The organism is Spirillospora sp. CA-128828, from assembly GCF_050945415.1.
In the GTDB taxonomy this organism is placed as follows: domain Bacteria; phylum Actinomycetota; class Actinomycetes; order Streptosporangiales; family Streptosporangiaceae; genus Spirillospora.
On the sequence record NZ_CP191986.1, the window covers coordinates 7609267 to 7635131 of the forward strand.

Sequence of the window (25865 nt, forward strand, 5' to 3'; positions counted from 1 at the left end):
GGTCACAAGACGTCGACGGCCGCGTCCACGGCGCTCCGGACGTCGCCGTCCGGCGGATACAGCAGCGAACGACCGGCCACGAGGCCCGTCACACCCGGGATGCGCATCGCGCGCCGCCAGTCGTCCAGCACGGCGCGCGTGTCGCCGGCGACCTCACCGCCGAGCAGCAGGGCGGGCAGCGTCGTCGCCGCCACGACCCGTTCCATCTGCGCCACGACCGGGATCTTCAGCCATGTGTACGCCGACGTGGTCCCCAGCCCCGACGCGACCGACACCGCGCGGATCATCCCCTCCGGCGTCAGCAGGTTCCGGACGCGGCCGTTGATCCGGTGCGCGACGAACGGCTCCACCATCGCCATCAGCCGGTGCCGCGCGAGCCCCGACACCGCCCGCGCACAGCCCTCCAGCGTCCGGGCGGTCGCCGGATCGGCGTCCTCGATCCGCAGCAGCATCTTGCCGCCGTCCAGCCGCGCGGCGGCGATCGCGTCGGCGTCGTAGGCGGTGAACCGGTCGTCGATCTCGAAGGACGTCCCGGCGAGGCCGCCCCGGTTCATCGAACCGATCGCGAGCCGGCCGTCCAGGACGCCGAGCAGCATCAGGTCTTCCAGGATGTCGGGGGTGCCGAGCACGCCGTCGACCCCGGGCCGGTCGAGGGCGACGCAGAGCCGGTCGAGCAGTTCGCTCCGGTCGGCCATCGCCACCGGGTCGTCGCCGACGCTCACCGCGCCGCGCGCCGGATGGTCCGCCGCGATGATCAACAGTCGGCCGGACGCGCCCACCGGACGCTCGCGGCGCTCGCGTCCGGCCGCCGCCTCGGCGACCGCCTCGGGCCGCGCGGCCCGCATGCCGGTCAGTTCGCTGATGCGCACCCGCCGAGCCTCCTGACGCCCCGCCACGCCTGCCGATCAGCCGGAGTCGGAGACGATCTCCACGACCTGCCGGGCCGTCTCCGTCGGCAGTGGCGCCGGCAGCCCCTTCCACCTGCGTGAGGCGGCCACCGCGGCGGCGCCCGCCCCGCCCCCGTAGACGGCGGCGGCGACGAAGGACGCCAGCTCGGGCGGCAGCTTCTTCTCCAGCAGCAGCACGTTCATCCGATAGGTGGCGGCCGTCGCGAGGACCCCCAGGGCGCCGGCGACGGCACCCAGCCGGAGCGCGGGGACGCGCTGCCTGGCCTTGTCGATCATCTCCTGCTGCGCCGCCTCGGCCACCCGCCGGACGAGCGCGAGGTTCTGCTCCAGCGGGTCGCCGGCCTGCACCGGTTCACGCGACTCCGTCATGACCTCGCTTTACCCGGAGACGAAGGGTGGAACCGGGCGAACAATGTCTCACCGTAAGTAATTTTGCAGGTGCTGTAAGTTGCCGAACCGGACCCCGACAGAGAGGCCGGCCGATGCAACCGTTCGAGCTGCCCGACTTCTACGTCCCGTATCCGGCCCGGCTCAACCCGCACCTTGAGGCCGCGCGGACGCACACGATGGCGTGGGCGCGCGAGATGAGGATGCTGGACGAGGTCCGCGACCCCGGCACCCCGGACGTCTGGGATGACGCGCACTCGAAGCGATGGACTATCCCCTGCTGTGCGCCTACACGCACCCCGACTGCGACGGCCCGGAACTCGACCTCATCACCGACTGGTACGTCTGGGTGTTCTACTTCGACGACCATTTCCTGGAGGTGTTCAAGAAGCCGCATGACCAGGAGGGCGCACGGGTCTATCTCGACCGGCTGCCGCTGTTCATGGCGCTCGACCCCCCGGAACCGGTGAACGCCGTCGAGCGGGGGCTGGCCGACCTGTGGGCGCGGACCGTCCCGGCGAAGTCGGACGCCTGGCGGCACCGTTTCGCCGTGAGCACACTGAATCTGCTGCGCGAGTCGTTGTGGGAGTTGTCCAACATCTCGACCGGGCGCATTCCGAACCCGGTCGAGTACATCGAGATGCGGCGCAAGGTCGGCGGGGCACCCTGGTCGGCGGATCTGGCGGAGCACGCGGCGGGCGTCGAGATCCCCGAGCGCGTGGTCGGGACACGGCCGTTGCGCGTCCTCAAGGACACCTTCTCCGACGCCGTGCACCTGCGGAACGACATCTTCTCCTACCAGCGCGAAACAGAGTCCGAGGGCGAGGTGAACAACTCCGTCCTGGTGATGGAGCACTTCCTGTCGGTGGCGCCCCAGATCGCCGCCGACACGGTGAACGACCTGCTGACCTCCCGCCTGCGCCAGTTCGAGAACACCGCCCTGACGGAACTGCCGCAGGTCTTCGAGGACCACGCGCTGGATCCGGCCGAGCGGGCGAGCGTCGCCGCCTATGTGAAGGCGCTCCAGGACTGGCAGTCCGGCGGCCACGAATGGCACCTGCGCTCCAGTCGGTACATGAACAAGAAGTCCCTCGGCATGTCCGCCGCCCGCATTCCGGCGCTGCTGAGGTCGGCGCGGATCAGCCTCCCCCATGTGCCGTTCCAGAAAGTGGGGCCGACCCCGCTGCCCGAATTCGACGTCCCTTACCCGCCCCGGGTGAACCCGCACCGTGAACGCGCCGGGCGGAACGTCATCGCCTGGGCGCGCGAGATGGGCATGTTCGACCCTCATCCCCGCCTGCCCATCCCGATCTGGAACGCGGAGCGGCTCACCGGCATGGCGTTGGAGATCTGCGCCGCCTCCCTGTCTCCCGACGCCGGCCCCGAGGCTCTCGACCTCGCGACCCAGTGGCTGGCCGTCGGCACCTACGGCGACGACTTCTTTCCCGCCGTCTTCAACCGCGACCGCGACATGGCGGGCGCGAAACTCTTCGACGCCCGCGTCCCCGGCTTCCTGCCCCTCGACTGCGGCGCCACCCCGCCGCCGGAAAGCGCCTTCGAAAAGGGCCTCGCCGACCTGTGGCGGCGCACCGCCGCTCCGATGTCCGGCCGCGGCCGCCGCGAGTTCCGCGCGAGCGTCGAGCGCATGGTGGAAAGCTGGCTGTGGGAGCTGAACAACCATCTGCAGGCGCGCATCCCCGGACCCAGTCGACTACATCGAGATGCGCCGGTACACGTTCGGGTCCGATATGACGATGAGCCTCTCCCGCATCGGGCACGCGCACGAGATCCCCGAGCACGTCTTCGAAACCCGCACCCTCCGCGAGATCGGCGTCTCCGCGATGGACGTCGGCTGCCTGCTGAACGACTGCTTCTCCTACCAGAAGGAGATCGAGTACGAGGGCGAGCTGAACAACGGCGTCCTCGCCGTCGAGAACTTCTTCGGCTGCGGGCGCGACGAGGCGCTGCCCATCGTCAACGACCTCATCACCTCACGCCGCCGCGAGTTCGAGCACCTGGCCTCCGCCGAACTCCCGGCCCTGTGCGACGAACTCGGCCTGGACGCCACCGCCCGCACCGCCCTGGCCGACCATGTCGAGGAACTGCGCGACTGGATGGCCGGGATCCTTACATGGCACCGCGAGTCCGACCGCTACGACGCACGGGAGACCATTCCGCGACCACCCGAGCCCACAGGACTCGGCATGTCGGCGTTCCACCTGTTCACGCGGTCAGGTCGCTGACTCTCCACCGTCGCGTTCCCCGGCCGCTCAGCGAGGTGTGGACGAGAGGCGAAATGCCGGCCCGCTTGCGGACATGTGTCCCTGCGTATGGTCGATTCGCCGCGCCCAGGGGCGCGCGACGAGAGGAGCGGGCTTGCCATCCTCCTTGCAGGACTCCCATCCGCCCGATGACGGGCGACGACGTTTCGAGGCGATTTACAAAGCCCATCGCGCCCGGGTCCTCGGGTACGCGCTGCGCCGCACCGCCGATCCACAGGACGCCGCCGACGTCCTGGCCGAGACGTTCCTGACGGCCTGGCGGCGCCTCGACGACGTCCCGCCCGGCGATCAGGCCCGGCTGTGGCTGTACGGGGTGGCCCGCCGCGTCCTGGCGAACCACCACCGCGGCGAGCGCCGCCGGTCCGCGCTGGCCGCCGATCTGGCCGGGCAGCTGCGGATCGATCTCGCGGCGCACCGTGTGCCCCGGCCGGAGGGGGATCTGGCCGCGATCGCGGCGGCGTTCGGTGAACTGTCCGAGGGCGACCGGGAGCTGCTGTCCCTGGTCGGCTGGGAGGGGCTGGACCACGGCGAGATCGCCGCCGTCCTGGGCTGCTCGCGCAACGCGGTGCGGATCCGGCTGCATCGGGCCCGGCGCCGGTTCGCCCGCGGACTCGACCGCCACGGCGCCCACGACCCGCGTACCCACGCAATGTCCGCAGCGGTCATCAACGGAGAACGCGCATGAACCACGACATCGACACGCTCATCGGCCGCATCACCCCGGTCACCGACGCCCGTGCCGCCGAACTGCTCACCGACGACGCGGCCGACGACCTCGCCAGGCGGATCACCACCGCGACGGCCGGGAGCGACGAACCCGCCGCCGTCCCGGCCCGGGGCGGGCGCAAGCTGACCATCGGGCTGCCATTGCTCGCCACGGGAGTCGCCGCAGCGGCGGTCGCCGTCATGCTGGTCACGCAGTCCGGCGACCCCGGGGCCCCGGGACGGTCCACGCCGACCCAGGCCACGCACGGCCCGGATTTCAAGCTGGCCTCCGCGCTCAGCTTCACCCGCAAGGGCCGCTACCTCGACGTGCGGATTCGCGACCCGTACGCCGACCCCAAGCGGTACAAGGAGGAGTTCGCCAAGCATGGATTGAACGTCGACCTGAGTCTGGTGCCCGTCTCACCCTCGATCGTGGGGACCGTCGTGATGGAGGACACCAGCGAGGGCACTCGCCCGGACGACATCAGGGACATCCGCGTCAAGGGCGCCTGCGAGGTCCCCAGCGGCGGGAACGACTGCACGGTGGGCGTGCGGGTCCGGATCGGCTACAAGGGAACCGCGGGCATCGTCTTCGGCCGCGCGGCGCGCCGCGGTGAGAAGTACACGAGCACCGCCCAGCCGGAAGCGCGCGGAGAGGCCATGCACGGGATGGTGTTCCGCAAGCAGCGTCTGTCGAAGGTTCTGGCGGCGCTGAAGAAGCGGAACGTCACCGTGCCCGAGTACCGGGTCGAAGTGGGCGGCCAATCCCAGGCCCGCTACCCGGGCCAGGTGCCAGGGGACTGGTACGTCCATGACGCCGTCCCGTGGGCGGACGGTCAGGTCCTGCTCTTCGTCGGCCCCAAGCCCACCGCGGACCAGGGGCAGCCGCCGAGTCCATCGACCCCGGGAGCCCCGGCCCCGTCGAGCCCTCCGGCGGCGGAGCCCAGCACGCCCCCCACGAACTGACCGCGCCGACCGCCCTGCCCACGGCCCGCCCCGCTCCCGCGGCGGCGGGCCTTCGGCACCCGCAAGGTCAGGTCAGGAGGACAGTGAGTCGCGGGCGGTCATCAGGGCGAAGCCCAGGAGGTTCAAGCCGCGCCAGGCGGTCACGTCTTCGGCGCGGGGGTCGTCCGCGGTCAGGCCGATGCCCCAGACGCGGTCCAGGGGGCTCGCCTCCACGAGAATGCGGTCGCGGGTTCCCAGCAGGTAGTCGCGGAGATCTTTGTTCTGGGCGAACTTGGCCTCGTTGCCTCTTGTGACGATCGCCGCGCGATTGTCCTGCCAGATCCGCTCGTCGAAGTCACGGACGCGGCGGCCCAGATCTTTGGCGCGGCGGGGATGGGTGGCGGCGATGACGGCCGCGGCCGTTTCCTCGTCGCCGAAGAGGCGGGCCTTTTCGGCCATCATGTAGTGCTCGGCGGTCGCGTAGACGGTGCCTTCCACGGTGAAGGGGGACGGCCACCACTGGCTGAGGTAGCCGCGGCCCGGGGTCTGGTGGCCCCAGAAGAACAGGAACTTCAGGCGGGTGCCCTGGTTCTGGAGGCGGGTCAGTTCGGCTACGTCCATGCGGAGAGGGTGCCAGGCCCAGGGTGGCGCAGACCACTGGGTTTACCGGAATGATCGATCGTTTCGCGGGGTTGCAAACTGATGTCGCGGGCCGGGTGAGGGCTCGCGGTCTAGACCATTTTGCAAAACCGGGTGGGTCATCGGGACCATCTTCTGATTCGGCCCGGCCCGAACAGGAGGACGGCAGTAACAATGGACAAGGCTCTGGCGAACCCTCGTCGCACCCAGATCGTCGCGTGGCCCGAGCGGCGGCCGGCGGATTCGGACTCCGAGCGTCCCGCGGAGTCCGAGGCGACCGAGCACGAACTCGCCGCGCGCTGACGATAGATCAGGGCCCGTCCGGATCTCCGGGCGGGTTCTTCGTCTCTAGAGGACGTTGACCGCCAGGTCGCGGACGGTCTTCTCGTCCACTTCCACGCCGAGGCCCGGGCCGTCCGGAACATGGGCGGTGCCCTTGGAGACCTGGACGGTCGGGCCCGCATACGGGGACTCGATGAACTGGCGGCCGTTCAGGTCGACCGGCGTGCCGAGACCGTAGGCGGCGAAGAGGTGCAGGGACGCGGCCAGGCCCAGGTCGGAGTCGGTGAGGCCCGAGCCCATCAGCGGGACGCCGCAGTCCTCGGCGAGTGAGCAGAGCCGCCGGGAGAGCGTCAGGCCGCCGGTGCGCTGAACCTTCGCGATCGCGATGTCGACCGCTTCCAGCCGGACGAACGTGGCCAGGTCGGACGGGTGGCGGAGGCTCTCGTCCAAGGCGACGGGGATCGGGCAGATGTCGCGGAGGCGGCGCAGGCCGGCGATGTCGTTGGCCGGCAGCGGCTGCTCGAAGGCCGAGACGCCCAGGTCCTCCAGGCGGCGCGCCATCCGCAGCGCCGAATGCACCGTGTAGCCCTGGTTCGCGTCGACCCAGAGGGCCGCGTCGTCGCCCGCGTGGACCCGGACGGCCTCCACCACTGCCGCGTCGTCGGCGTGCAGGCCGACCTTGACCTTGAAGGCGCGGTACCCCAGGTCACGCCCCTCGGCGACGCTGTCGGCCACCTCGTCCGGGGACTGGCCCGACACGACCCAGGCGAGATCGATCGCCTCGCGGCGGCGCTGCCCCCACATGACGCCCAGGGGAACTCCGGCGGCACGGCCCAGCAGGTCGTTGAGGGCGACGTCCACGGCCGACTTGGCCAGCGGCGCGCCGATGCTGAAGCCCCGGTTCACGGCCCGGTCGAAGGCGGTCGTCACGCCGTCCAGGTCCCAGGCGGGACGGCCGATGATCGCGGGTGCGAGGTAGCGGTCGATCGTCGTGACGATGGACTCGGCGGTCTCGTACGTCCAGGCCGGGATGGGGGTCGCCTCGCCCCAGCCGTGCACGCCGTCGGCGCCGACCCTGACCAGGACGCGCAGGCTGGGCCGTCCGGCCACGGCGACCGAACCGCCGGACACGCCGAACGACCGCCGCGTCGGCAGCGCCACGCAGAACGTCTCGACCCGTTCGATCTTCATTCGCGCCTCCGGGTGGGGCGGCGCGCCCTGCGGCGTCCTGGACGGGGGGACGGCGGGCGCGCCGCGGGTCAGTTGGGCGGGGCGGTGCTCGCGCGCAGCACGACCTCGCCGGTGACGCGCTCGATGCGGCTGCGGCGGGCCGCCGGTTCGCGCAGCGCCAGCCCCATGACGCGCTCGCCCATCACGTTCAGCGGAAGCGCGACGGTGGTCAGCGGCGGAGTCAGGTCGCGGACGATCGGGATGTCGTCGAAGCCGGCGAGCGAGATGTCGCCCGGGACGGAGACGGCGTTGTCGCGGAACGCGGCGAGGGCTCCGATCGCCATCACGTCCGTGACGGCGAACACGCAGGTCGGGCGGTTCTTGAGGCGGAGCATCTCGGTCGCCGCCGCGTAGCCGCCGTCACGGGTGAACGGGGCCTCGACGACGTGCTCGGGCGCGACCCGGACTCCCGCGTCGGCAAGGGCCTCGGTGAACCCGCCGAGCCGGTCGGAGACGGTTGTCAGCTCGCGCGGGCCGCTCAGCACGCCGAAGGAGCGGTGGCCGAGGTCGAGCAGCGCGCGGGCGAGGGCGGCGGCGCCCTCCCGGTTCTGTGGCAGGACGGCGTCCACCTTCAGGCTGCGGTGCCGGCTGAGGACGGCGACGCGGCCGCCGGTGCGCTGGTAGGGGTCCAGTTCGGCGGCCATCGAGCGCTCCCAGTCGCGGTCCTCGAAGCCGGAGCCGATGAGCAGGATCGCGCGGGCCCGCTGGGCGCGCAGCATCGCCACGTACTCGATCTCGCGGGACGGGTCGCGGAACGTGCTGGCGAGCATCACGAGCATCCCGTACTCGGCGGCGGTGCGCATCACGCCGCGGGCGACGGCGGCGAAGTAGGGGTCGCTCACGTCGTGGCAGATCACCCCGACGGACTTGCTGGACGAGCTGGCCAGCGCCTGCGCGTGCGCGTTCGGCGTGTAGCTGAGCTCGGCCGCCGAGGCGAGCACGCGTTCCCGCAGGTCGGCGCGGACCTGGGAGGTCCCGTTCAGGACGCGGGACGCGGTGGCGAGCGAGACGCCGGCCGCCCGCGCGACGTCCTGCAGGGTCACGTACGCCCGGTCGCCGGCGCGCTCCTCCTCGGCCGCTTCCGTCATCACGCCCCCTAGGTCGACGCGGGTCAACGCGGCGGGTTCCTGACGAAGACCCTCTTGACCGCGCCATGCGCCGCTTCTTACGGTACATCAGAAAGCGCTTTCTGAACGCGCTTTCACAGGCACCCGTCCCGGAGGAACCCATGGTGAGTCAGGGCACGACGACCGCGACGCCCCAGGCGGACGCGGCGGGCGTCGTCGAACGCGGCCGGCCCGGCGCGGGCGAGCGGATCCGCGACGGCCTGGAACGGTCGTGGCGGCCCGTCGCGCTGCTGCTGGCCTGCTTCGCCGCCTGGTGGGCGGTGAGCGCGTTCAAGCTGGTCGAGGCGTACCTCGTCCCCTCGCCGGGCGCGACGCTGCGCGTGATGGCCGACAAGTGGGGCTACATCTGGCACCACACCTGGGTCACCACGTACGAGACCCTGATCGGCTTCGCACTCGCGGTGCTCATCGGGGTCGCCGCCGCGGTGATCATGGTGTACTCGACCACGGTCGAGCGCACCCTCTACCCGATCCTGCTGTTCGCGCAGGTCGTCCCGAAGATCGCGATCGCCCCGCTGTTCGTGGTCTGGCTCGGCTTCGGCATCGGTCCCAAGATCGTCGTGGCGGTGCTGATCGCGTTCTTCCCGGTGGTGATCTCGATGGTCGCCGGGCTGAAGGCGGTGGACCCGGAGATGCTCCAGCTGTCCGCCACGATGGGCGCCGGCCCGCTGGCCACGTTCGTCAAGATCCGGCTGCCGGCCTCGCTGCCGCACCTGTTCTCCGGCCTGAAGGTCGCGGTCACGCTCGCCGTCACCGGCGCCGTCGTCGGCGAGTTCGTCGGCGCGAACGAGGGGCTCGGCTACGTGATCCTGCAGGCCAACGGCAACATCGACACCCCGATGCTGTTCGCCGGGCTGCTGGTCATGTCCGCCATCGGCGTCGTGATGTTCGTGATCGTCGAAGTCGCGGAGAAACTGCTGCTCCCGTGGCATGCCAGCCGCCGCGGCGACGCGGTCACGACCGCCTACTGAACCCGCCTCACAGAACGTCCGCCCGGAATCCGCCGGGCAGACCATCCGACATACCAACGGCCGAGACAACCCACCCCTTTTACGGAGGGCCGTCCGAATGAAACTCCGCACTCTCGCCATCGCCGCCCTGGTTCCGGTCGTGGCGCTGTCCGCCGCCGCCTGCGGCGGGGACTCCGACGAGACCACCAGCGCCTCGGGCAAGAAGCTGACCAAGGTCACGCTGACCCTGAACTGGTACCCCTACGGAGAGCACGCGCCGTTCTACTACGGCAAGAAGAAGGGCATCTACGAGAAGCACGGCATCGACCTGGAGATCAAGGCGGGCCAGGGCTCGCAGAAGACCGTCCAGGCCGCCGGCGCCGGGCAGACGGACTTCGGCTGGGCCGACACGCCCGCGCTGCTGTCCGCCGTCGACAAGGGGCTGCCGGTCAAGAGCGTCGGGGTCTTCCTGCAGACCACGCCCGCGTCGGTGCAGTCGTTCGCCTCGGCCGGGATCAAGAAGCCGGCCGACCTGAAGGGCAAGAAGATCGCCGGGACGGCCGGGGACGCGCTGGCGCGCACCTTCCCGGTGTTCCTGAAGAAGAACGGGCTGAGCGAGAGCGACGTCCCGGTCCAGAACACGGACCCCGCCGGGAAGATGGCCGCGGTGCTGTCCGGCAAGACCGCCGGGCTGATGGGCTTCGCGAACGACCAGGGCCCGACGATGGCCGACAAGTCCGGCAAGGAGATCTCGTACCTGCGGTACTCCGACTTCGGGCTGAACTTCTACTCCAACGGCCTGATCGTCGGCGAGCGGAAGCTGAAGAGCGACGCCGACGTCGTCAAGAAGATGGTCGCGGCCACGAGCGAGTCGTGGACGGCGGCGGAGGGCGACCAGGCGGGCGCCGTCGCGAGCATGGCCGGCGCGTCCGAGCAGCTCCCGCCGAGCAAGGTCCTCGCCGAGCAGTTCAAGACCACGCTGACGCTGCTGCACACCCCGGCGACGCAGGGCAAGGCGCCCGGCGTCAACACCGAGGACGACTGGAAGACCACGATCGCCACCTTCCAGCAGGCCGGCGTCATCGGGAAGGCGCAGGCGCCGTCGGAGTACTGGCAGGCGTCCGCCGCGCCGCAGACATGACGGGACGAGCGATGAGGATCATGAGCGAGTCAGCCACCGGAACGGACGAGACCGAGCGGGAGACCGCCGTCAGCCTCGACGGCGTCGCCGTCCGGTTCCGCACCCGCAAGCGCGACGTGACGGCCCTGCGCGAGGTCTCGCTGGACGTCCCGATGGGCGAGTTCGTCGCGATCGTCGGGCCGTCCGGCTGCGGAAAGTCCACGCTGCTCAAGCTGGTCGCGGGGCTGCTCAAGCCCTCGTCCGGGAGCGTCCGGCTGCGCGGCGACGACGTCGCCGGCCCGCGCCACGACATCGGGTACGTGTTCCAGCGGGCCGCCCTGCTGGAATGGCGCAGCGCCCGCAAGAACATCCTGCTCCAGGCGGAGATGCGCAAGATGCCGTCCGAGCAGGCCCGGAAGCGGACCGCCGAGCTGATCGAGATGACCGGCCTGACCGGGTTCGAGGACGCGCTGCCGCACGAGCTGTCCGGCGGAATGCAGCAGCGGGTCGCGCTGTGCCGGGCGCTGCTGCACGAGCCGCCGGTCCTGCTGATGGACGAGCCGTTCGGCGCCCTCGACGCGCTCACCCGGGAGCAGCTCAACATCGAGATGAACCGGATCTGGAGGGAGACCGGGACGACCGTCCTGCTGGTCACGCACTCGATCGCGGAGGCGGCGTACCTGGCGAACCGGGTCGTGGTCATGACCGACCGGCCCGGCTCGATCGCCGAGATCATCGACGTCGACCTGCCGGCCGAGCGCGACTACGCGGCCACCATGGCGCAGCCCGAGTTCGCCCGCGTCACGGGCCGTGTCCGGGGACTCCTCGGCACGGGTGCGGCGGCGGACTGACCGGCGGCCCGCAGCGGGCCCAGCGGAAGGAAGGCGACCGATCAGCCCTCCGGGGCTGGGGGTCGCCTCCCTAAGAGCAACACGCCGACCATCGATTTAAACGACAGGCTAGGAAGGAACGGGATGGCACGCAGGTCCATCGGGATCGTCATGAACGGCGTCACCGGCCGCATGGGGTACCGCCAGCATCTCCTTCGCTCGATCCTCGCGATCAGGGAGCAGGGCGGCGTCCGAACGGCCGACGGCACCGTGCTGTGGCCGGAGCCCGTGCTCGTCGGCCGCAGCGAGGCCAAGCTGCGCGACCTCGCGGAGCGGCACGGGCTGACCGCCTGGACGACCGACCTGGCCGAGGCGCTGGCGCGTCCGGAGATCGACGTCTATTTCGACGCGCAGGTCACCGGCGCGCGGGCCGACGCGATCCGCGCGGCCGTCGCGGCGGGCAAGCACATCTACACCGAGAAACCGCTGGCCGAGGACCTTGAGGGCGCGCTGTCGCTCGCGCGGCTCGCGGACGAGGCGGGCGTCAAGCACGGCGTCGTCCAGGACAAGTTGTTCCTGCCGGGCCTGCTGAAGCTGAAGCGCCTGGTGGACGGCGGTTTCTTCGGCCGGATCCTGTCCGTGCGCGGCGAGTTCGGCTACTGGGTGTTCGAAGGCGACTGGCAGGACGCGCAGCGTCCGAGCTGGAACTACCGGGCCGAGGACGGCGGCGGGATCATCCTCGACATGTTCTGCCACTGGCGGTACGTGCTGGACGGGGTGATCGCTCCGGTGCGGTCCGTCCAGGCGCTCGGGGCGACCCACATCCCCGAGCGGGTGGACGAGGACGGCAAGCCGTACGAGGCGACCGCCGACGACGCCGCGTACGGGATCTTCGAGCTGGACGGCGGGATCGTCGCGCAGGTCAACTCGTCCTGGGCGACGCGGGTGTTCCGCGACGAGCTGGTCGAATTCCAGGTGGACGGGACGGAGGGCTCGGCGGTCGCCGGGCTCCGGCGCTGCCGCGTCCAGCACCGGTCGATGACGCCGAAGCCGGTGTGGAACCCCGATCTGCCCGCCACCGAGGACTTCCGCTCGCAGTGGCAGGAGATCCCGGACAACGTCGAGTTCGACAACGGGTTCAAGGCGCAATGGGAGATGTTCCTGCGGCACGTGGCCGACGACGGCCCGTTCCCGTGGGACTTCTACGCCGGCGCGCGCGGCGTGCAGCTCGCCGAACTGGGGCTGCGGGCCTGGCGCGAAGGGCGCCGCCTGGAGGTTCCGGAGCTGTGAAGATAGATCTCCCCGGGTCGCTCGCCCCCTACACGATGGGCGAGCCGCGCATCTACGAGCCGCCTCCCGGGCCCAGCTCGTCGCGGGTCGCGTACGCGGCCGCGCATGTGGTGCCCGGCGGCGACTCGCTCGACTGGGACACGACGCTGGCGTTCCGCCGCCACCTGTGGTCGTACGGGCTGGGCGTCGCGGAGGCGATGGACACCGCGCAGCGCGGCATGGGCCTGGACTGGACGACGACCCGCGAGCTCATCGTGCGGAGCGGTGAGGAAGCGCTTTCAGAGGGCGGCCGGATCGTCTGCGGCGCGGGCACCGACCAGCTCCCCCCGGGCCCCGCGTCCCTGGACGACATCGTCGCCGCGTACGAGGAGCAGCTCGCCGTCATCGCGTCGGTCTCCGCGGTACCGGTCCTGATGGCCAGCCGCCATCTGGCCGCCGCCGCGCGGGGCCCGGACGACTACGCCGCCGTGTACGGGCGGCTGCTGGCGCAGGTCGAGCGGCCCGCCGTCCTGCACTGGCTCGGCCCGATGTTCGACCCCGCACTGGAGGGCTACTGGGGCTCGCCCGATCTGGACGCCGCGGCCGACGCGGTCCTCGCCCTGATCGGTGAGCACGCGTCCCGGATCGACGGAGTCAAGATCTCGCTGCTGGACGCGGGGCGGGAGATCGCCTTCCGCCGCCGGCTGCCGTCCGGCGTCCGGCTCTACACCGGGGACGACTTCAACTACCCGGAGCTGATCCAGGGCGATTCCGAGGGGTACAGCGACGCGCTGCTCGGCATCTTCGACCCGATCGCACCCGCGGCCGCCGCTGCCCTGCGGGCGCTTGACGGCGGCGACACCGCGTCCTACGAGGAGATATTCGCCCCGACCGTGCCGCTGGCCCGCCATCTCTTCGAGGCCCCCACCTACTACTACAAGACGGGTGTGGTGTTCCTGGCCTGGCTGACCGGCCACCAGCGGCATTTCCGCATGGTCGGCGGGCTGGAGACCGCACGTTCCGTGCCGCACATGGTCCGCCTCTTCCAGCTCGCCGACGCCGCCGGCCTCTTCCCCGACCCCGGCATGGCGGCGGACCGGATGCGCGCGTGGCTGACCGTCCAGGGAGCCGCCTGATGAGGTTCAGCCTGAACCAGTGGACGACCCGGTACTGGCCGCTGCCCGACCTTGCCGCGGGCTGTGCGTCGTCCGGCGTGACGGGTGTCGGCCTCTGGCGCGAGCCCGTAGCCGAGTACGGCCTGGCGCGGACCGGGAAGCTCATGCGCGACCACGGTCTGACCGTCACGTCCCTGTGCCGGGGCGGCTTCTTCCAGGAGCCGGACGCGCTGGAGAACAACCGCCGCGCCATCGAGGAGGCAGCCGAACTGGGCACGGGCGTCCTCTGCCTGGTGAGCGGCGGGCTGCCGGACGGATCCCGCGACCTGGACGGCGCGCGGGCGCGTGTCGCCGACCTCCTGGGTGAGCTCGCGCCCTACGCGGGCGAGCACGGCGTCCAGCTCGCGCTCGAACCGCTGCACCCGATGTACTGCTCGGACCGGTGCGTGGTCGCCACCCTCGGCCAGGCGCTCGACATGGCGGCGCCCTTCCCGTCCTCCCAGGTCGGCGTCATGATCGACACATATCACCTGTGGTGGGACCCGGACGTCTGGACCGGACTCGCCCGCGCGGGCGAGGAGGGCCGGCTGTCCCTGTTCCAGGTCGCCGACTGGGTGACGCCGCTGCCCGAGGGCGTCCTCACCGGGCGCGGCATGCTCGGCGACGGCTGCGTCGAGCTGCGCCGCTTCCGCGAGGCGGTCGACGCCACCGGCTACACCGGGCCGATCGAGGTGGAGATCTTCAACGACGCCGTCTGGGCCATGCCCGGCCCGGAAGCCCTCGCCCTGACCCTGACCCGTTACGACGAGCACGTCGCGTGACGCGCCGGCCCGCGCTCTCCGGCGCCGTGCCGTGACCGCCCGGACGGCTCGCCGCAGGTCCGGGTCGCCCGAGGCAGGACGAACCTGGCGGGCCGCGTCAGGCGCCTGGCTCGGGATCGGGACGGCGCCGGGCGCGCTCGTCCTCGGCGCGCAGATCGGCGGGCGGCACGACGGCGCGCTGCCCGTGGTCGTCCTCGTGGTCGGCGGCGGCGTCATGGCGGCGCTGCTCGCCGCGCAGGGGCGGCTCGGCCTGCGGCCGCCGGCCGGAGAGGCCGCCGGCATGACCGAACTGGCGCCCCGCTACCTGCCGCCGGTCGCCGAGCGCGCGTTCACCGCGCTGCTCGCGGTCGCGATGGTCGGCTGGTTCGGGTTCAACGTCGGCCTCGGCGGGGCGGCCGCCGCGGCGCTCGGCGGCGTCCCGGACGCGGCCGGCGTCGCGGTGCTGACCGTTCCGCTGGTCGCGGTGCTGATCGCGGGCGGCGGACGGTGGAACGCGGTCGCAGTCGTCACCACTCTCACTGCGATCGCGCTGATCGGCATCGTCGCGGTGCGGCTCGCGCCGGCCACGTCGCCGGTGACGTTCTCCAGGGACGGCCCGCCCGGCGTCCTGGTCGCCGACCTCGCCGGCTACGTCGGGTACGTGTCGGTGTTCTCGGTGCGGGCCCCCGACTTCACGGTCGGCCTGCGCGGACGCGGCGACCTCGCGGCCTGCGTCGCGCTCCTCGTCGGCCCGGCGCTCGGCGCCTCCATCGTCGGCGCCGGGGTCGCGGCGACCAGCGGATCCACCGACGTCGTCGCGGTGCTGGCGGGCCCGGACGGCCTGCCGGCCGCGAACCTGTTCGTCGCCGCCTCGGTCATCGCTCCGACCTTGGCCGCCGTCCATTCCGGCACCCTCGCGGTCCGCCGTTTCCTGCCCGGAGTGAGCACGTCCGGTGTGGCGGGTGAGGCCGGTACGGGGATTCCGGGTCGCGTCGCTGCAGGCGGTGGTGCGCGGTTCCGGCGGCCGCGGATCGACCGGCGGCAGGCCGCCGCCGTTCTGGCGATCTCGGTGCCGGGCGCGGTGCTCGCCGCCTTGCGGATCGACCGCATGCTGCTCGAGTGGCTGACCGTCCTGGCGGCGGCGCTGCCGGCGCTCGTGCCGCCGATGGCCGCGGAGGCGGCGCGACGGCGGCGCGGCCGCCCGGGGCGGCCCGTGGCGACGTGGATCTGGGCGCCCGGCGCCGCCGTGGCCGTGGCGCTGACCTTGGCCGGGCACACGGCCGCCGCGCTCATCGGACTGGTCGTCTCGGTGGCCGGGACGCTCGTCCACGTGTGGGGGCTCCGGATGCGGACGTGACGCGATGTCCACATGTGGCGGGACCAAACTCGTTCTTGACGTGGGGCGAAGGCGGTCGTAGTTTCGGGAAAGCGCTTCCAGAAAGCGCTTTCCAGCCACCACTACCCCCACCCTTGGACGGCCGGAATGCGAAGAAACCTCAAATGGTGTCTCCTCACGATCGCGGCGCTGCTGCTGCCGCTGCTCGCCGTACCGCCGGCGGCGCAGGCGCGGGACGACGCGCCGATCCTCGATCCGATCCCCGACGACCCCGCCCCCTCCGGCCTCGGCCTCGTGCTGCAGGAGGTCGCGCAGCTTCCGAAGTCGACGCCGACCGGCACCCCGACCGACCCGCGGCTGCTGCGGTGGAACCGCATCAACTACGTCGGTGAGGTCCCCGACCACTCGGGCCGCCTGTACGTGCCCGACCTGAACGGCAAGCTGTACCTGCTCGACAAGAAGACCCGCAAGCAGCGCGTCTACCTCGACGTCGGCGCCACCTTCGCGCCCGACTTCTTCTCCCAGGCCGGGCTCGGACAAGGCTTCGGTTTCGTCGCGTTCCACCCCGACTTCGCGAAGAACGGCAAGTTCTACACCACGCACGTCGAGGCGGGGAACGCGCTGACGACGAAGACCCCCGACCTCACGCCGCAGCCGAAGACCGGCTACCACGGCGTCATCGACGAGTGGACGGCGTCCGACCCGAAGTCGAACACCTTCTCCGGCACGCACCGGGAACTCCTGCGCATCGGGTTCGCCGGGCGGATCCACAACCTGCAGCAGATCGACTTCAACCCCAACGCCCGTCCCGGCGACGCCGACTACGGCAAGCTCTACCTGTCGGTCGGCGACGGCGGCAACGGCAACGTCGGCGACAACGGCGGCGACCCGCAGAACCTCGGCGTCCCGCAGGGCAAGGTCCTGCGGATCGACCCGGCCGGGAACAACAGCGCCAACGGCAAGTACGGCATCCCCGCCGACAACCCGTACGCCGGGCAGGCCGGCAAGGTCGGCGAGATCTACGCCTACGGCATGCGCGACCCGCACCGGTTCAGCTGGGACACCGGCGGGACGCACCGGATGTTCCTTGCGCACATCGGCGAGCACGAGATCGAGTCGATCCACGAGCTCTACGCCGGCGCGAACATCGGGTGGAGCGAGCGGGAGGGCGCGTTCACGTTCCGCAAGGACGACCGCTGCCACCTGTACCCGCTGCCCGCGGACGACGCCAAGAACAAGTACGAGTACCCGCTCGCGGCCTACGACCACGACCCGCCCGCCGACTGGAACTGCAGCAGCGACACCGGCCACGCCATCTCCGGCGGCTACGTCTACCGGGGCGCCAAGCTGCCCGCGCTGCGCGGCAAGTACCTGTTCACCGACATCGTGGACGGCCGGCTCATGTACACCGAAGAGTCGGAGATGAAGCACGACGCGACGGGCACGAACCGCGCGCAGATCTACTCGATGACGGCGTACGACACGTCCGGCAAGCCCGTCACGATGCAGGAGCTGGCCGGCGACAAGCGCGTCGACCTGCGGTACGGGTCGGACGCGCAGGGCGAGCCGTACCTGCTCGCCAAGGCCAACGGCAAGATCTGGAAGGTCGTCGGGACGAAGCGGTTCGCGTCCTGCAAGGCGGGCCCGGTCAGGATCGGCCACGTGATGGACGGCAAGAACTGGTCGCCGGTCACCCCGTCCAAGTGGCAGTTCCCGGGTGACCAGGTCATCCTCGCCGAGGCCGGTGAGCAGCGCCCCGGGCCGCGCCGCCCGTTCGAGTACGCGGTGCTCAACAAGGGACCGGCGCTCACCTCGACGCGGATCGACGCCCAGGTACGGCTCGATACGCCGGTGTCGGTCAGCAACCGGGACGTGATCGTCGTCTTCGGCTACCAGGACGACACACACTTCTACTACGCCCATCTGTCCAGCGACAACACCATCTACCCGCACAACGGGATCTTCCTGGTGAACGGCGCGGACCGGCTGCGGATCGACCAGCAGTGGAACGCGAACCGGTCGCACGGCGCCCCGCCGTCCATCAAGGACGAGGCCTGGCACCGGGTCAGCGTGACGCGCTGCGCGGACACCGGCGAGACGGCCGTGTACGTGGACGGGGCGTCCCGCCCGGTCTTCACGACCATCGACAAGACGCTCGGCTCCGGCCGGGTGGGCTTCGGCTCGTTCGACAACATCGGCCGGCTCCGCGACCTCACGGTCCGCGGAACCCCGGCGAAGTAACGGCCTCCTCCGGGCGGGCTTCGGCCCCCCGTCGCCCGCCCGGAGGGCTCCAAGGAGTCGACAGATAAAATGCTCATTCGCCGCGGCCCCGCCGCACTCGTGACCGTGCTGCTGGGAGCCTCCCTCTCCGTCGCCGCCCCGGCCCAGGCCTCGACCGGCGGCGTCTTCCCGCCCCTCAAGAAGAACCTGATCTCCTACTACGACTTCGAGCATCCCGTGCCCGGCGACCCGGCCCGGGAGGCCGACCGCGGACGGTCCGGGACCACGATCGACCTGATCAACGGCGGCGCCGCGATGCGGGTCCGCGACGGCGCGCGGCGGCACGCCATCCAGCTCCAGCAGGTGAACCCGACCGCGGCGGGGAACGACGACTGGAAGGCGGGGACCTACTCCGCGACCGGCGTCCCGTCCCTGCGCGCGTTCAACGCCGCCAAGGGCGCCACCCTCATGGGCTGGTTCAAGATGACCGGGACGAACCCGAGCCCCAACACCGTCACGTCCAACCCGACCGACATGTACAACGCGATCGGGCTCTCCGGGCTGCTCACCGGTGACTCCGACGGGCACGCCGTCCGTGCCCTGCTGGAGATCATCGACGTCGGCGGCACGCTCCACGTCGTCGCGCTGGGCCGCCGCGTGGACGGATCGAGTTCCCAGACGTTCGCGGCGAACGAGGACTGGCAGAGCATCCTCCCCCAGAACACCTGGGTGCATCTCGCCGCGACGTTCGACTACGACACCGGGCAGATGGCGCTCTACAAGGACGGCGAGCCGCTCCCCGGCTTCTACACCGTGGCCGGCGACCCGTGGAAGCTCGAAGGCGCCCCCGAACCCGACCTCACGTCCGCCACGGACCCCCGCGGCATCAAGATCGGCGGCAGTTTCCCGCAGAACACCGTCGAAAGGAACCCCTGCAACTGCCGCATGGACGGCCTTATGTTCCTGGACCGCGCCATCAGCGCCAAGGAGGCGGCCATCCAGTACAAGTTCGCGAAGCGCTGACACCAGCCGCCGCTCGACCCGGCCGCCCCATGGACCAGGACGCGTTCCGGTCCATGGGGCGGCCGGGTTCATTGCCTCCCACGTAATGGGCCGCCCCTGAGGGCGTTGCCGATCCGGGCATACGGGGCATCATCGAGAGTGCCGGACATCGAACGGGGGCGTGATGAAGAGCCAGGAGCTGAGAACCCTGCAGGGGCCGCTCAAGGCCCGGTACCGGGACGACCCCGGCTCGGCCCTCGTGACCTTGCGCGCGTCGGGTGGGCTGGACGAGGGCATCGCATGCTCGGTGGAGACGGGCCGCGCGCTGGCGGTGGCCGGGCTGCACCCGGCGGCCGGCGGCGACGGCACCGACCTGTGCTCCGGCGACATGCTGCTGCAGGCGCTGGTCGCCTGCGCCGGAGTCACCTTGCGCTCGGTCGCGACCGCGTTGGAGATCGACGTCCGCGGCGGCACCGTCCGGGCGGAGGGCGACCTGGACTTCCGCGGCACCCTGGCCGTGGACAAGCAGACCCCCGTGGGTTTCCGCGCGATCCGGCTGAGCTTCGACCTGGACACCGACGCCACCGACGAGGACATGGCCACGCTCCTCCGCCTGACCGAGCGCTACTGCGTGGTCCTCCAGACCCTCGCCTCGTCACCCGACCTCTCCGTCACCTCCTAGCGCCGCTCCAGCCGCCCTGCCCACCGGCGGAGACCGTCGACATGGCGGCGGTCGAGGAGCGGCCGGCCCTTCCGGCTGCCTGGACGCGGGGCGGTGCCTAGAGGCATGGCCGGGTTTTGTAGAGGCCGGATTCGGTGGCGGCCAGGAGGGTGCCGGCCGGGGTCAGGGCCAGGTCGTTGGCGGGGGCCGGAAGCTCGATGTGGTGGGACGGCTCGGGCGTCTCAGGGTTCCAGGCCAGGAGTGTGCGGGGGTCGTCTCGACGGACGGCGGCGACCAGGAGGCGGCCGTCCACCAGGGCGGCGGTCACGTGGTCGCAGGGGGCGGGTGTCGGCAGTGTCGCCAGCCGGTCGCCGTCCAGGCCGCGGACGGTCAGGGCCGTGGACGTCGGCTCGACGAGGACCAGGCCGTCCGGGGACGGGGCCAGAAGCGCGCAGGTGGACGGCAGGGCGGCGATCTCCTCTCCGCGCTCCACGTCCAGGAGGCCGACCGCGGAGTCGCCTGGCAGGCCGATGAGGGGGCCGGACGCGGGCGTCGCATGGAGGACCGAGCGGTCGATGGCGGTCCGGTGGCCGAGCCAGACGGTGAAGTCGGCCAGGCCGTCACCGGTGAGGGCGTCCCGGACGACGACCTGGGCGTCGTTCGCGGGGCCGAAGACCGCGACGACGGCGGCGCGCCCGTGGTGGACGGCGAAGGCGAGGAGGTCGGGCTGCCCGTCCAGCGCCAGCTCGTGGCCCGTGTGCAGGTCGTGGACGTGGAGGCGGTCGCGGAACGTCCAGGCGACGGTCGGCGAGCCGGCGGGGGCGCCGAACACCCACGCCGCCCGGTCGGCGGGGAAGTCGGGGAGCGGGGGGCCGAGCGGCGACCCGGCGGCCGGGTCCCATGCCCGTCCGGTGTTCGCGCCCTGGCCCGCCTGGGAGGCGAAGGCCAGCGGCGGCCCCTCCGCGGTGGCGGCGACGCCGTCGAAGGACCCTTGCGCCAGCAGTTCCGCCAGCCCGCTTTCCGGCATGCGAGGGAGAGTAGGCCACCCGGCTGAGATCGTTCCACGGAGTCGCGAAAACGCGGTCCCCCCGTGACGGATCCCCGCTCAGCCGGCGGTGACGGCGCGGAGCCGCGCGGCGATGTCCTCCGGCGGGACGTCGTTGATCCAGGCGGCCATGCCCGACTCCGAGCCGGCCAGGAACTTGATCTTGTCGGGGGCGCGCCGGACGGAGAACAGCTCCAGGTGCAGGCGGAGCAGGTCGCGGCCCTCGCCGACCGGTGCCTGGTGCCAGCCCGCGACGTACGGGAGCGGCGTGCCGTAGAGGGCGTCGCAGCGGCGCAGGAGGTCCCGGTAGAGGACGGCCAGTTCGTCGCGTTCGCCTGGGTCGAGGGCCGCGAGGTCGGGAACGTGCCGGTGCGGCATCAGGTGCACCTCGACCGGCCACCGGGCGGCGGCCGGGACGTAGGCCGTCCAGTGCTCGCCCGAGAGCACCACCCTGCTGCCCGCGGCCTCCGCCTTCAGGACGTCGCCGAACAGCCCGGGGCGGGCGGCGGCCATCGCGAGCATGCGCTCGGTGCGCGGGGTGACGAACGGGTAGGCGTAGATCTGGCCGTGCGGGTGGTGCAGGGTCACGCCGATCTCGACGCCCCGGTTCTCGAACACGAAGACCTGTGACACGCCGGGGACGGCGGACAGGTCGGCGGTGCGGTCGGCCCACGCGTCGATGACCGTCCGGACCCGGGAGACCGGCAGCCGCGACATCGAGGCCGAGTGGTCGTCGGTGAAGCATACGACCTCGCAGCGTCCCGCGCCGCGGGCACGTTCCACGCCGTCGATCGCGGGCGGCACCGGCGGCGTGCGGACGTCGAACGACGGGAAGCGGTTCTCGAACACCGCGACGTCGTAGGAGGCGTCCGGGATCTCCGAGGCGGGGCCGCCGGGGCACAGCGGGCACTGGTCGGCGGGCGGCAGGAACGTGCGCGTGTTGCGGTGCGCGGTGATCGTGACGTGGTCGCCGGTCAGCGGGTCGCGGCGCGTCTCGCACACCGGCTCGACGGGCGGCAGCCCGCGCGGGTCCGGGACGGGCACCCGGCCCGGCGCCTCGTCGTAGTAAATGATCTCGCGGCCGTCCGAAAGCCGTGCGCGTGTCCGGTTCATCTCGCCCGGCAGCCTACAGCGCCGGGGCGCCTGCCTGCGTCTCGGCCTCGTGGACGGCGAGGAGGTGCCTCACCAGGGTGGTCAGCACCTCCTTGCCGGACGAGCGCTCCCGGACGTCGCAGAGGACGACCGGGGTCGAGTCGGCGAGGTCGAGCGCCTCCCGGATCTCGTCGGGCGTGTAGTCGTAGCCGTCTTCGAAGCAGTTGACCGCGATGAGGAACGGCAGCCCGCGGTTCTCGAAGTAGTCGACGGCGGGGAAGCAGTCCGCGAGCCGCCGCGTGTCCGCGAGCACCACGGCGCCGAGCGCGCCGTAGGACAGCTCGTCCCACATGAACCAGAACCGGTCCTGGCCGGGTGTACCGAACAGGTAGAGGATCAGGCCGTCGCGGATCGTGATGCGGCCGAAGTCCATCGCGACCGTGGTGGTGGTCTTCTGCTCGACGCCCTCGGTGTCGTCGACGCCGACGCCCCGGTCGGTGAGCAGTTCCTCGGTCTGCAGCGGGCGGATCTCGCTGACGGCGCCGACGAGGGTCGTCTTGCCGACCCCGAACCCCCCGGCGATGAGGATCTTCACCGCGACCGGGGCCGCGGGAACCTGTCCCGAGTGGGGGGACGACCCCCCACGCCCCCCGGCGACCCCTCCGGGTTCCGGGTTCTCAGAGGGCTTGGAGACCATGGAGCACTTCCCTCAGCAGACGTTCCTTGGAGAGCGCGCTCTCCTGTTGGGGGCGGGCGGCGGTGATGAGCCGGTGGTGCAGGAGGTCGCCGAGGAGCACCCGCACGACGACCAGGGGCAGCCGCATCCGGGCCGCGATCTCGGCGACCGGCTGCGGCTGGAGGCACATCTCCAGGATGTCCAGGTGCTCGGGGCCGATGCCGGGCGAACCCGACCGGGGCCGCGCCGTGGTCGAGACGATCGTGATCATGTCGAAGGCCTCGCTGGTCGCGGGCCTGGCCCGGCCGCGGGTGAGCGCGTACGACCGGACGATCGGCCCGGCCTCGTCATCGAGCCATTCGCTGCCAGGACCGGTCATGGTCCGTCACGATTCCTCGTTGTCGAGGGACTCGGCGCGGCCGCGCCGGGTGCCCTGCTGAATGGACGACATCATCGACCGCAGCTCCTCGGGCGACCGGCCGGCGCGCGCCGCGGGAGCGGGCGCGGGCGTCGCGGACTGGTCCTCGCGCAGTTGCGAGGCCATGTTCTCCTGCCGCGCGCGCTTCGGCAACGGGGGACGCTCTGCCCCGCCGGAGCCGCTGGGCGGGCGGCGGCGGACCTCGCGGGGCGAGCGCGGGACGCCTGGCGAGGCGGGCGGGGCGGTGGAGGGCCACGCCGGCTGGGCCTCGGGCACGGCCGGTGCGTCGCCCCAGGGCGAGGGGGCCGGCCGCGGCGCCGGCACCGGTCCCTGCATCGGCTCCTCGAACACCGGGATCGGCCCGGTCAGCGCGTCCGGATCCTCCGGCGGCGATGTGGACGAGGCCGCGGGCGGCGGCACGGGCGTGGGCGGCGGCACGGGCGTGGGCGGCGGCACGGGCGTGGGCGGCGGCACGGGCGTGGGCGGAGCCATGGGCGTGGGCGGAGGCGTGGGCGGACGCGCGGCGGGTGACCCGAACGAGCCGCCGGGCGGCGGGGGCTGGACGAGCGGGTCCTCCGGCGGGGCCGCCGCCGCGTGCCGTCCGGACGGCAGCCGCAGCACGGAACCGCCCTGGTCGTAGCCCTGCTCAAGGCCGGGCTGCGGGGCGTTGTGGCGGACGTCGCCGAGGATCGTGCCGACGGGGACGAGCGCGTCCTCCGCGCGGCGGGTGGTGAGGGCCGGCGGCACGTGGGGCATGTCCCCCTCGTCCGGGACGACGAGTTCCTCGGGCAGCAGCACGATCGCGGTCATGCCGCCGTACGGGGACGTCCGCAGCGTGACCTTGATGCCGTGCCGGCGCGCGAGCCGCCCGACGACGAACAGGCCGAGCTGGGCACTGTCGGACAGGTCGAACTCGGCGGCGGTGGCGAGCCGCTCGTTGGCGGCGGCGAGGCTCTGCTCGTCCATGCTGAGGCCGCGGTCCTCGACCTCCAGCGTGAAGCCGTGCGAGACCGCCTGGCCCTGCACCTGGACGGTCGTGTGCGGCGGCGAGAACGCGGTGGCATTCTCGATCAGCTCGGCGAGCAGGTGGATGACGTCCGCGACGGCGGGCCCGACGATCGCGGCCCGGGTCATCGGGGCGACGTTGACCCGGGTGTAGTCCTCGACCTCGGACGCCGCGGCGCGGGCGACGTCCACGATCGTGACCGGGCTGCGCCAGCCGCGGCCGGGCGCCTGCCCGGACAGGATGATCAGGCCCTCCGCGTGCCGGCGCATGCGGGTGGCGAGGTGGTCGACCCGGAACAGGTCCTCCAGGTCGTCGGGGGTCTCGATGCGGCGCTCCATCGAGTCCAGCAGCTTGAGCTGGCGGTGCAGCAGCGTCTGGCTGCGGCGGGCGAGGTTGACGAACACGTCGCTGACGTTGCGGCGGAGCGTGGCCTCCTCGACCGCGCTCTGGATCGCGGTGCGCCGGGCGGCGTTGAACGCGTCCCCGACCTGGTCGATCTCGCGGGTACCGAAGGCGAGCGGCGGCGCCTCGGCGGCGACGTCCACCTCCTCGCCGTGCCGCAGCCGGCGGATCACCCCGGGCAGCCGGACGTCGGCCAGGTCGATCGCCTCGCGGCGCAGCCGGCGGAGCTCGCGGATGATGGACCGGGCGACCCAGATCGCGAGGACGAGGGTGGCGACGACGGCGACCAGCCCGAGCGCCCCGGAGAGGACGACGCGGGTGATGATGCCCTCGGAGATCGGCTCGGCGCGCTTCTCGGCGCCCGCGGACACCGCCAGTTCGAGGCCGCGGAGCCGGGTGAGGTTGGAGTCCGCGGTGGTCTTCCACAGGACGCCGCCGTCGGCGGCGGAGGACCGGACCAGCCGGGAGGACGCGACGAAACGGTCCTCCAGGACGCGGAACCGGCTGTATTCGGGCATCCCGACGACGCGCTGGTAGTAGTCCTGGTCGGAGGGGCGCAGCTCGGTCGCCGAGTACTGGTAGAGGCTGCGCTGGGTGCCGACGAGCTTGACGAACTGGGCGTGCTCCGTGGCCGTCATCCCGCCGGCGGCGAGCGCGCCGGCGAGCAGCGCGTCCTCCTGCGCGAGGACCTCGCGGGCGCGCGTCAGCGACGCCTCGTTGCGGGCGTCCTTGGCGACCTCGGAGTTGTCCAGCGTGGAGAGGGAGCCCTGCAGCGAGCCGACGTCGCCGAGCAGTGAGGTGTAGTCGTCGAACGCGCGCGCCCGGTCCGTCCTGCCGGTGTCGATGGAACGGCGCCGGTCGTCCAGCCCGTCCAGCTCCTTGACGATCTTGTCAGCGAGCCGCCGGGTGTTCTCCGGCGCGACGCCGCGGGCGCCCTCGTCCGCCGCGAGCCGGCGGAACAGGTCGGTCTGCCGGTCGGTGACCAGGCGGCCGGACTCCATGGAGGCGCGGTCGCCCTCCGTGCGGCTGCCGAGGTAGACCATCGACAGTCGCCGCTCGGCCTGCAGCGCGCTGCCGAGCGCGCCGGACGGGTAGCCGTAGTGCTCCTGGACGGTCTTGACATGCCGGAGGTTGAGCCCCTCGCCGAGCGCGATGCTCGCGGCGAAGGCCCACAGCACGCCGAGCGAGACCACCGAGACGGTGACCATCAGGACGACCTTGAAACGGATGGATCGGAATCGCGCGGCCTTGGGGGCCCGCCGGTGACCTGCGGCTGAGTCCGTGGTGCGGCCTCGATTTGGCACTGCGGCTGAACTTTCCACTCGGGACGGTCGGGCGAAACGACTGCGCGGAACGGGTCGCGCGGGCGGAACGCAGGAGAGCCTAAGACTGTACGGCGTTGTGTGTCGACAGTTTCC

Annotated in this window: 24 protein-coding genes and 1 pseudogene; 15 read left to right on the top strand and 10 right to left on the bottom strand. The window is 72.0% G+C overall.

Features of this window, described 5'->3' with window-relative positions; genetic code table 11:
• Positions 1-2: 2 nt before the first annotated feature.
• Entirely contained in the window at positions 3-845 is an 843-nt protein-coding gene (locus tag ACQPXG_RS36545) for a Cgl0159 family (beta/alpha)8-fold protein (protein WP_433470111.1), read from the bottom strand.
• Between the two features lie 60 nt (positions 846-905).
• Positions 906-1277, bottom strand: coding sequence for a phage holin family protein (locus ACQPXG_RS36550; RefSeq protein ID WP_433463706.1), 372 nt, complete (start codon positions 1275-1277; stop codon positions 906-908).
• Positions 1278-1560: 283 nt separating this feature from the next.
• On the opposite strand from ACQPXG_RS36550, the pseudogene ACQPXG_RS36555 reads away from it, so the two are divergent.
• The 4 genes and pseudogenes from ACQPXG_RS36555 to ACQPXG_RS36570 form a co-directional block, all read left to right on the top strand.
• Positions 1561-2925 (top strand): annotated as a pseudogene (locus ACQPXG_RS36555) (terpene synthase family protein); the annotation flags it as partial.
• A 49-nt stretch (positions 2926-2974) separates the two neighbouring features.
• Positions 2975-3538, top strand: a complete 564-nt coding sequence (locus tag ACQPXG_RS36560; protein WP_433470112.1) for a terpene synthase family protein — start codon at positions 2975-2977, stop codon at positions 3536-3538.
• Between the two features lie 133 nt (positions 3539-3671).
• A complete protein-coding gene (locus ACQPXG_RS36565) occupies positions 3672-4262 on the top strand; it encodes an RNA polymerase sigma factor (protein WP_433463707.1) in 591 nt (196 codons plus the stop codon).
• Positions 4259-5248 carry a hypothetical protein gene (locus ACQPXG_RS36570; RefSeq protein ID WP_433463708.1) on the top strand — a complete coding sequence of 330 codons (990 nt, stop codon included), beginning with the start codon at positions 4259-4261 and terminating at the stop codon, positions 5246-5248. Before ACQPXG_RS36565 ends, ACQPXG_RS36570 begins: the two co-directional genes overlap by 4 nt.
• A 72-nt stretch (positions 5249-5320) precedes the next feature.
• Here the strand turns inward: ACQPXG_RS36570 and ACQPXG_RS36575 are convergent, their stop codons facing one another.
• A complete protein-coding gene (locus tag ACQPXG_RS36575; RefSeq protein ID WP_433463709.1) occupies positions 5321-5848 on the bottom strand; it encodes an NADAR family protein in 528 nt (175 codons plus the stop codon).
• A 192-nt stretch (positions 5849-6040) separates the two neighbouring features.
• Between ACQPXG_RS36575 and ACQPXG_RS36580 the strand changes: the two genes are divergently transcribed.
• On the top strand, positions 6041-6169 hold the full coding sequence (locus tag ACQPXG_RS36580; RefSeq protein WP_433463710.1) for a hypothetical protein: 129 nt from the start codon (positions 6041-6043) through the stop codon (positions 6167-6169).
• A 45-nt stretch (positions 6170-6214) separates the two neighbouring features.
• Here ACQPXG_RS36580 and ACQPXG_RS36585 read toward each other — a convergent pair whose 3' ends face one another.
• The gene (locus ACQPXG_RS36585) at positions 6215-7339 is read right to left on the bottom strand and encodes a mandelate racemase/muconate lactonizing enzyme family protein (protein ID WP_433463711.1); all 1125 of its coding nucleotides are present in this window, start codon (positions 7337-7339) and stop codon (positions 6215-6217) included.
• A 68-nt stretch (positions 7340-7407) separates the two neighbouring features.
• The gene (locus ACQPXG_RS36590; RefSeq protein WP_433463712.1) at positions 7408-8466 is read right to left on the bottom strand and encodes a LacI family DNA-binding transcriptional regulator; all 1059 of its coding nucleotides are present in this window, start codon (positions 8464-8466) and stop codon (positions 7408-7410) included.
• Between the two features lie 140 nt (positions 8467-8606).
• On the opposite strand from ACQPXG_RS36590, the gene ACQPXG_RS36595 reads away from it, so the two are divergent.
• The 10 genes from ACQPXG_RS36595 (at position 8607) to ACQPXG_RS36640 (ending at position 19829) form a co-directional block, all read left to right on the top strand.
• Entirely contained in the window at positions 8607-9476 is an 870-nt protein-coding gene (locus tag ACQPXG_RS36595) for an ABC transporter permease (protein WP_433463713.1), read from the top strand.
• 97 nt (positions 9477-9573) lie between these two features.
• Positions 9574-10596 carry an ABC transporter substrate-binding protein gene (locus tag ACQPXG_RS36600; RefSeq protein WP_433463714.1) on the top strand — a complete coding sequence of 341 codons (1023 nt, stop codon included), beginning with the start codon at positions 9574-9576 and terminating at the stop codon, positions 10594-10596.
• A 20-nt stretch (positions 10597-10616) separates the two neighbouring features.
• Positions 10617-11426: an ABC transporter ATP-binding protein gene (locus tag ACQPXG_RS36605; protein WP_433463715.1), complete on the top strand. Its 810-nt coding sequence runs from the start codon at positions 10617-10619 to the stop codon at positions 11424-11426.
• A gap of 123 nt (positions 11427-11549) precedes the next feature.
• Positions 11550-12695, top strand: coding sequence for a Gfo/Idh/MocA family protein (locus tag ACQPXG_RS36610; RefSeq protein ID WP_433463716.1), 1146 nt, complete (start codon positions 11550-11552; stop codon positions 12693-12695).
• 35 nt (positions 12696-12730) lie between these two features.
• A complete protein-coding gene (locus ACQPXG_RS36615) occupies positions 12731-13810 on the top strand; it encodes a dihydrodipicolinate synthase family protein (protein ID WP_433470113.1) in 1080 nt (359 codons plus the stop codon).
• Entirely contained in the window at positions 13810-14610 is an 801-nt protein-coding gene (locus ACQPXG_RS36620) for a sugar phosphate isomerase/epimerase family protein (RefSeq protein ID WP_433463717.1), read from the top strand. Before ACQPXG_RS36615 ends, ACQPXG_RS36620 begins: the two co-directional genes overlap by 1 nt.
• 31 nt (positions 14611-14641) lie before the next feature.
• Positions 14642-15946, top strand: coding sequence for a hypothetical protein (locus ACQPXG_RS36625; RefSeq protein WP_433463718.1), 1305 nt, complete (start codon positions 14642-14644; stop codon positions 15944-15946).
• A 126-nt stretch (positions 15947-16072) separates the two neighbouring features.
• Positions 16073-18166: a PQQ-dependent sugar dehydrogenase gene (locus ACQPXG_RS36630; protein WP_433463719.1), complete on the top strand. Its 2094-nt coding sequence runs from the start codon at positions 16073-16075 to the stop codon at positions 18164-18166.
• A 69-nt stretch (positions 18167-18235) separates the two neighbouring features.
• Entirely contained in the window at positions 18236-19168 is a 933-nt protein-coding gene (locus tag ACQPXG_RS36635) for a LamG-like jellyroll fold domain-containing protein (protein ID WP_433463720.1), read from the top strand.
• A 163-nt stretch (positions 19169-19331) separates the two neighbouring features.
• Positions 19332-19829, top strand: coding sequence for an OsmC family protein (locus ACQPXG_RS36640; RefSeq protein ID WP_433463721.1), 498 nt, complete (start codon positions 19332-19334; stop codon positions 19827-19829).
• A gap of 97 nt (positions 19830-19926) precedes the next feature.
• On the opposite strand, the gene ACQPXG_RS36645 is transcribed toward ACQPXG_RS36640, so the two are convergent.
• The 5 genes from ACQPXG_RS36645 to ACQPXG_RS36665 form a co-directional block, all read right to left on the bottom strand.
• Positions 19927-20835 (bottom strand): hypothetical protein, encoded by a 909-nt coding sequence (locus tag ACQPXG_RS36645; protein WP_433463722.1) that lies wholly within the window; start codon positions 20833-20835, stop codon positions 19927-19929.
• 78 nt (positions 20836-20913) lie between these two features.
• Complete coding sequence (galT, locus tag ACQPXG_RS36650; RefSeq protein WP_433463723.1) at positions 20914-21966, bottom strand: galactose-1-phosphate uridylyltransferase; 1053 nt, start codon at positions 21964-21966, stop codon at positions 20914-20916.
• A 13-nt stretch (positions 21967-21979) separates the two neighbouring features.
• Positions 21980-22642, bottom strand: a complete 663-nt coding sequence (locus ACQPXG_RS36655; protein WP_433463724.1) for a GTP-binding protein — start codon at positions 22640-22642, stop codon at positions 21980-21982.
• Positions 22623-23000, bottom strand: a complete 378-nt coding sequence (locus tag ACQPXG_RS36660; protein WP_433463725.1) for a DUF742 domain-containing protein — start codon at positions 22998-23000, stop codon at positions 22623-22625. The genes ACQPXG_RS36655 and ACQPXG_RS36660 overlap by 20 nt, the downstream gene beginning before the upstream one ends.
• Before the next feature lie 6 nt (positions 23001-23006).
• Positions 23007-25655: a nitrate- and nitrite sensing domain-containing protein gene (locus ACQPXG_RS36665; RefSeq protein ID WP_433463726.1), complete on the bottom strand. Its 2649-nt coding sequence runs from the start codon at positions 25653-25655 to the stop codon at positions 23007-23009.
• Between the last annotated feature and the right edge of the window lie 210 nt (positions 25656-25865).

What these genes read in the sequence shown, in the direction of transcription:
- ACQPXG_RS36545 (WP_433470111.1), bottom strand. Translation starts at nt 845, where the DNA reads ATGCGGGCCGCGCGGCCCGAGGCGGTCGCCGAGGCGGCGGCCGGACGC.
- ACQPXG_RS36550 (WP_433463706.1), bottom strand. Translation starts at nt 1,277, where the DNA reads ATGACGGAGTCGCGTGAACCGGTGCAGGCCGGCGACCCGCTGGAGCAG.
- ACQPXG_RS36570 (WP_433463708.1), top strand. Translation starts at nt 4,259, where the DNA reads ATGAACCACGACATCGACACGCTCATCGGCCGCATCACCCCGGTCACC.
- ACQPXG_RS36575 (WP_433463709.1), bottom strand. Translation starts at nt 5,848, where the DNA reads ATGGACGTAGCCGAACTGACCCGCCTCCAGAACCAGGGCACCCGCCTG.
- ACQPXG_RS36580 (WP_433463710.1), top strand. Translation starts at nt 6,041, where the DNA reads ATGGACAAGGCTCTGGCGAACCCTCGTCGCACCCAGATCGTCGCGTGG.
- ACQPXG_RS36585 (WP_433463711.1), bottom strand. Translation starts at nt 7,339, where the DNA reads ATGAAGATCGAACGGGTCGAGACGTTCTGCGTGGCGCTGCCGACGCGG.
- ACQPXG_RS36590 (WP_433463712.1), bottom strand. Translation starts at nt 8,466, where the DNA reads ATGACGGAAGCGGCCGAGGAGGAGCGCGCCGGCGACCGGGCGTACGTG.
- ACQPXG_RS36595 (WP_433463713.1), top strand. Translation starts at nt 8,607, where the DNA reads ATGGTGAGTCAGGGCACGACGACCGCGACGCCCCAGGCGGACGCGGCG.
- ACQPXG_RS36600 (WP_433463714.1), top strand. Translation starts at nt 9,574, where the DNA reads ATGAAACTCCGCACTCTCGCCATCGCCGCCCTGGTTCCGGTCGTGGCG.
- ACQPXG_RS36605 (WP_433463715.1), top strand. Translation starts at nt 10,617, where the DNA reads ATGAGCGAGTCAGCCACCGGAACGGACGAGACCGAGCGGGAGACCGCC.
- ACQPXG_RS36610 (WP_433463716.1), top strand. Translation starts at nt 11,550, where the DNA reads ATGGCACGCAGGTCCATCGGGATCGTCATGAACGGCGTCACCGGCCGC.
- ACQPXG_RS36615 (WP_433470113.1), top strand. Translation starts at nt 12,731, where the DNA reads ATGGGCGAGCCGCGCATCTACGAGCCGCCTCCCGGGCCCAGCTCGTCG.
- ACQPXG_RS36620 (WP_433463717.1), top strand. Translation starts at nt 13,810, where the DNA reads ATGAGGTTCAGCCTGAACCAGTGGACGACCCGGTACTGGCCGCTGCCC.
- ACQPXG_RS36630 (WP_433463719.1), top strand. Translation starts at nt 16,073, where the DNA reads ATGCGAAGAAACCTCAAATGGTGTCTCCTCACGATCGCGGCGCTGCTG.
- ACQPXG_RS36635 (WP_433463720.1), top strand. Translation starts at nt 18,236, where the DNA reads ATGCTCATTCGCCGCGGCCCCGCCGCACTCGTGACCGTGCTGCTGGGA.
- ACQPXG_RS36640 (WP_433463721.1), top strand. Translation starts at nt 19,332, where the DNA reads ATGAAGAGCCAGGAGCTGAGAACCCTGCAGGGGCCGCTCAAGGCCCGG.
- ACQPXG_RS36645 (WP_433463722.1), bottom strand. Translation starts at nt 20,835, where the DNA reads ATGCCGGAAAGCGGGCTGGCGGAACTGCTGGCGCAAGGGTCCTTCGAC.
- galT (WP_433463723.1), bottom strand. Translation starts at nt 21,966, where the DNA reads ATGAACCGGACACGCGCACGGCTTTCGGACGGCCGCGAGATCATTTAC.
- ACQPXG_RS36655 (WP_433463724.1), bottom strand. Translation starts at nt 22,642, where the DNA reads ATGGTCTCCAAGCCCTCTGAGAACCCGGAACCCGGAGGGGTCGCCGGG.
- ACQPXG_RS36660 (WP_433463725.1), bottom strand. Translation starts at nt 23,000, where the DNA reads ATGACCGGTCCTGGCAGCGAATGGCTCGATGACGAGGCCGGGCCGATC.
- ACQPXG_RS36665 (WP_433463726.1), bottom strand. Translation starts at nt 25,655, where the DNA reads ATGGTCACCGTCTCGGTGGTCTCGCTCGGCGTGCTGTGGGCCTTCGCC.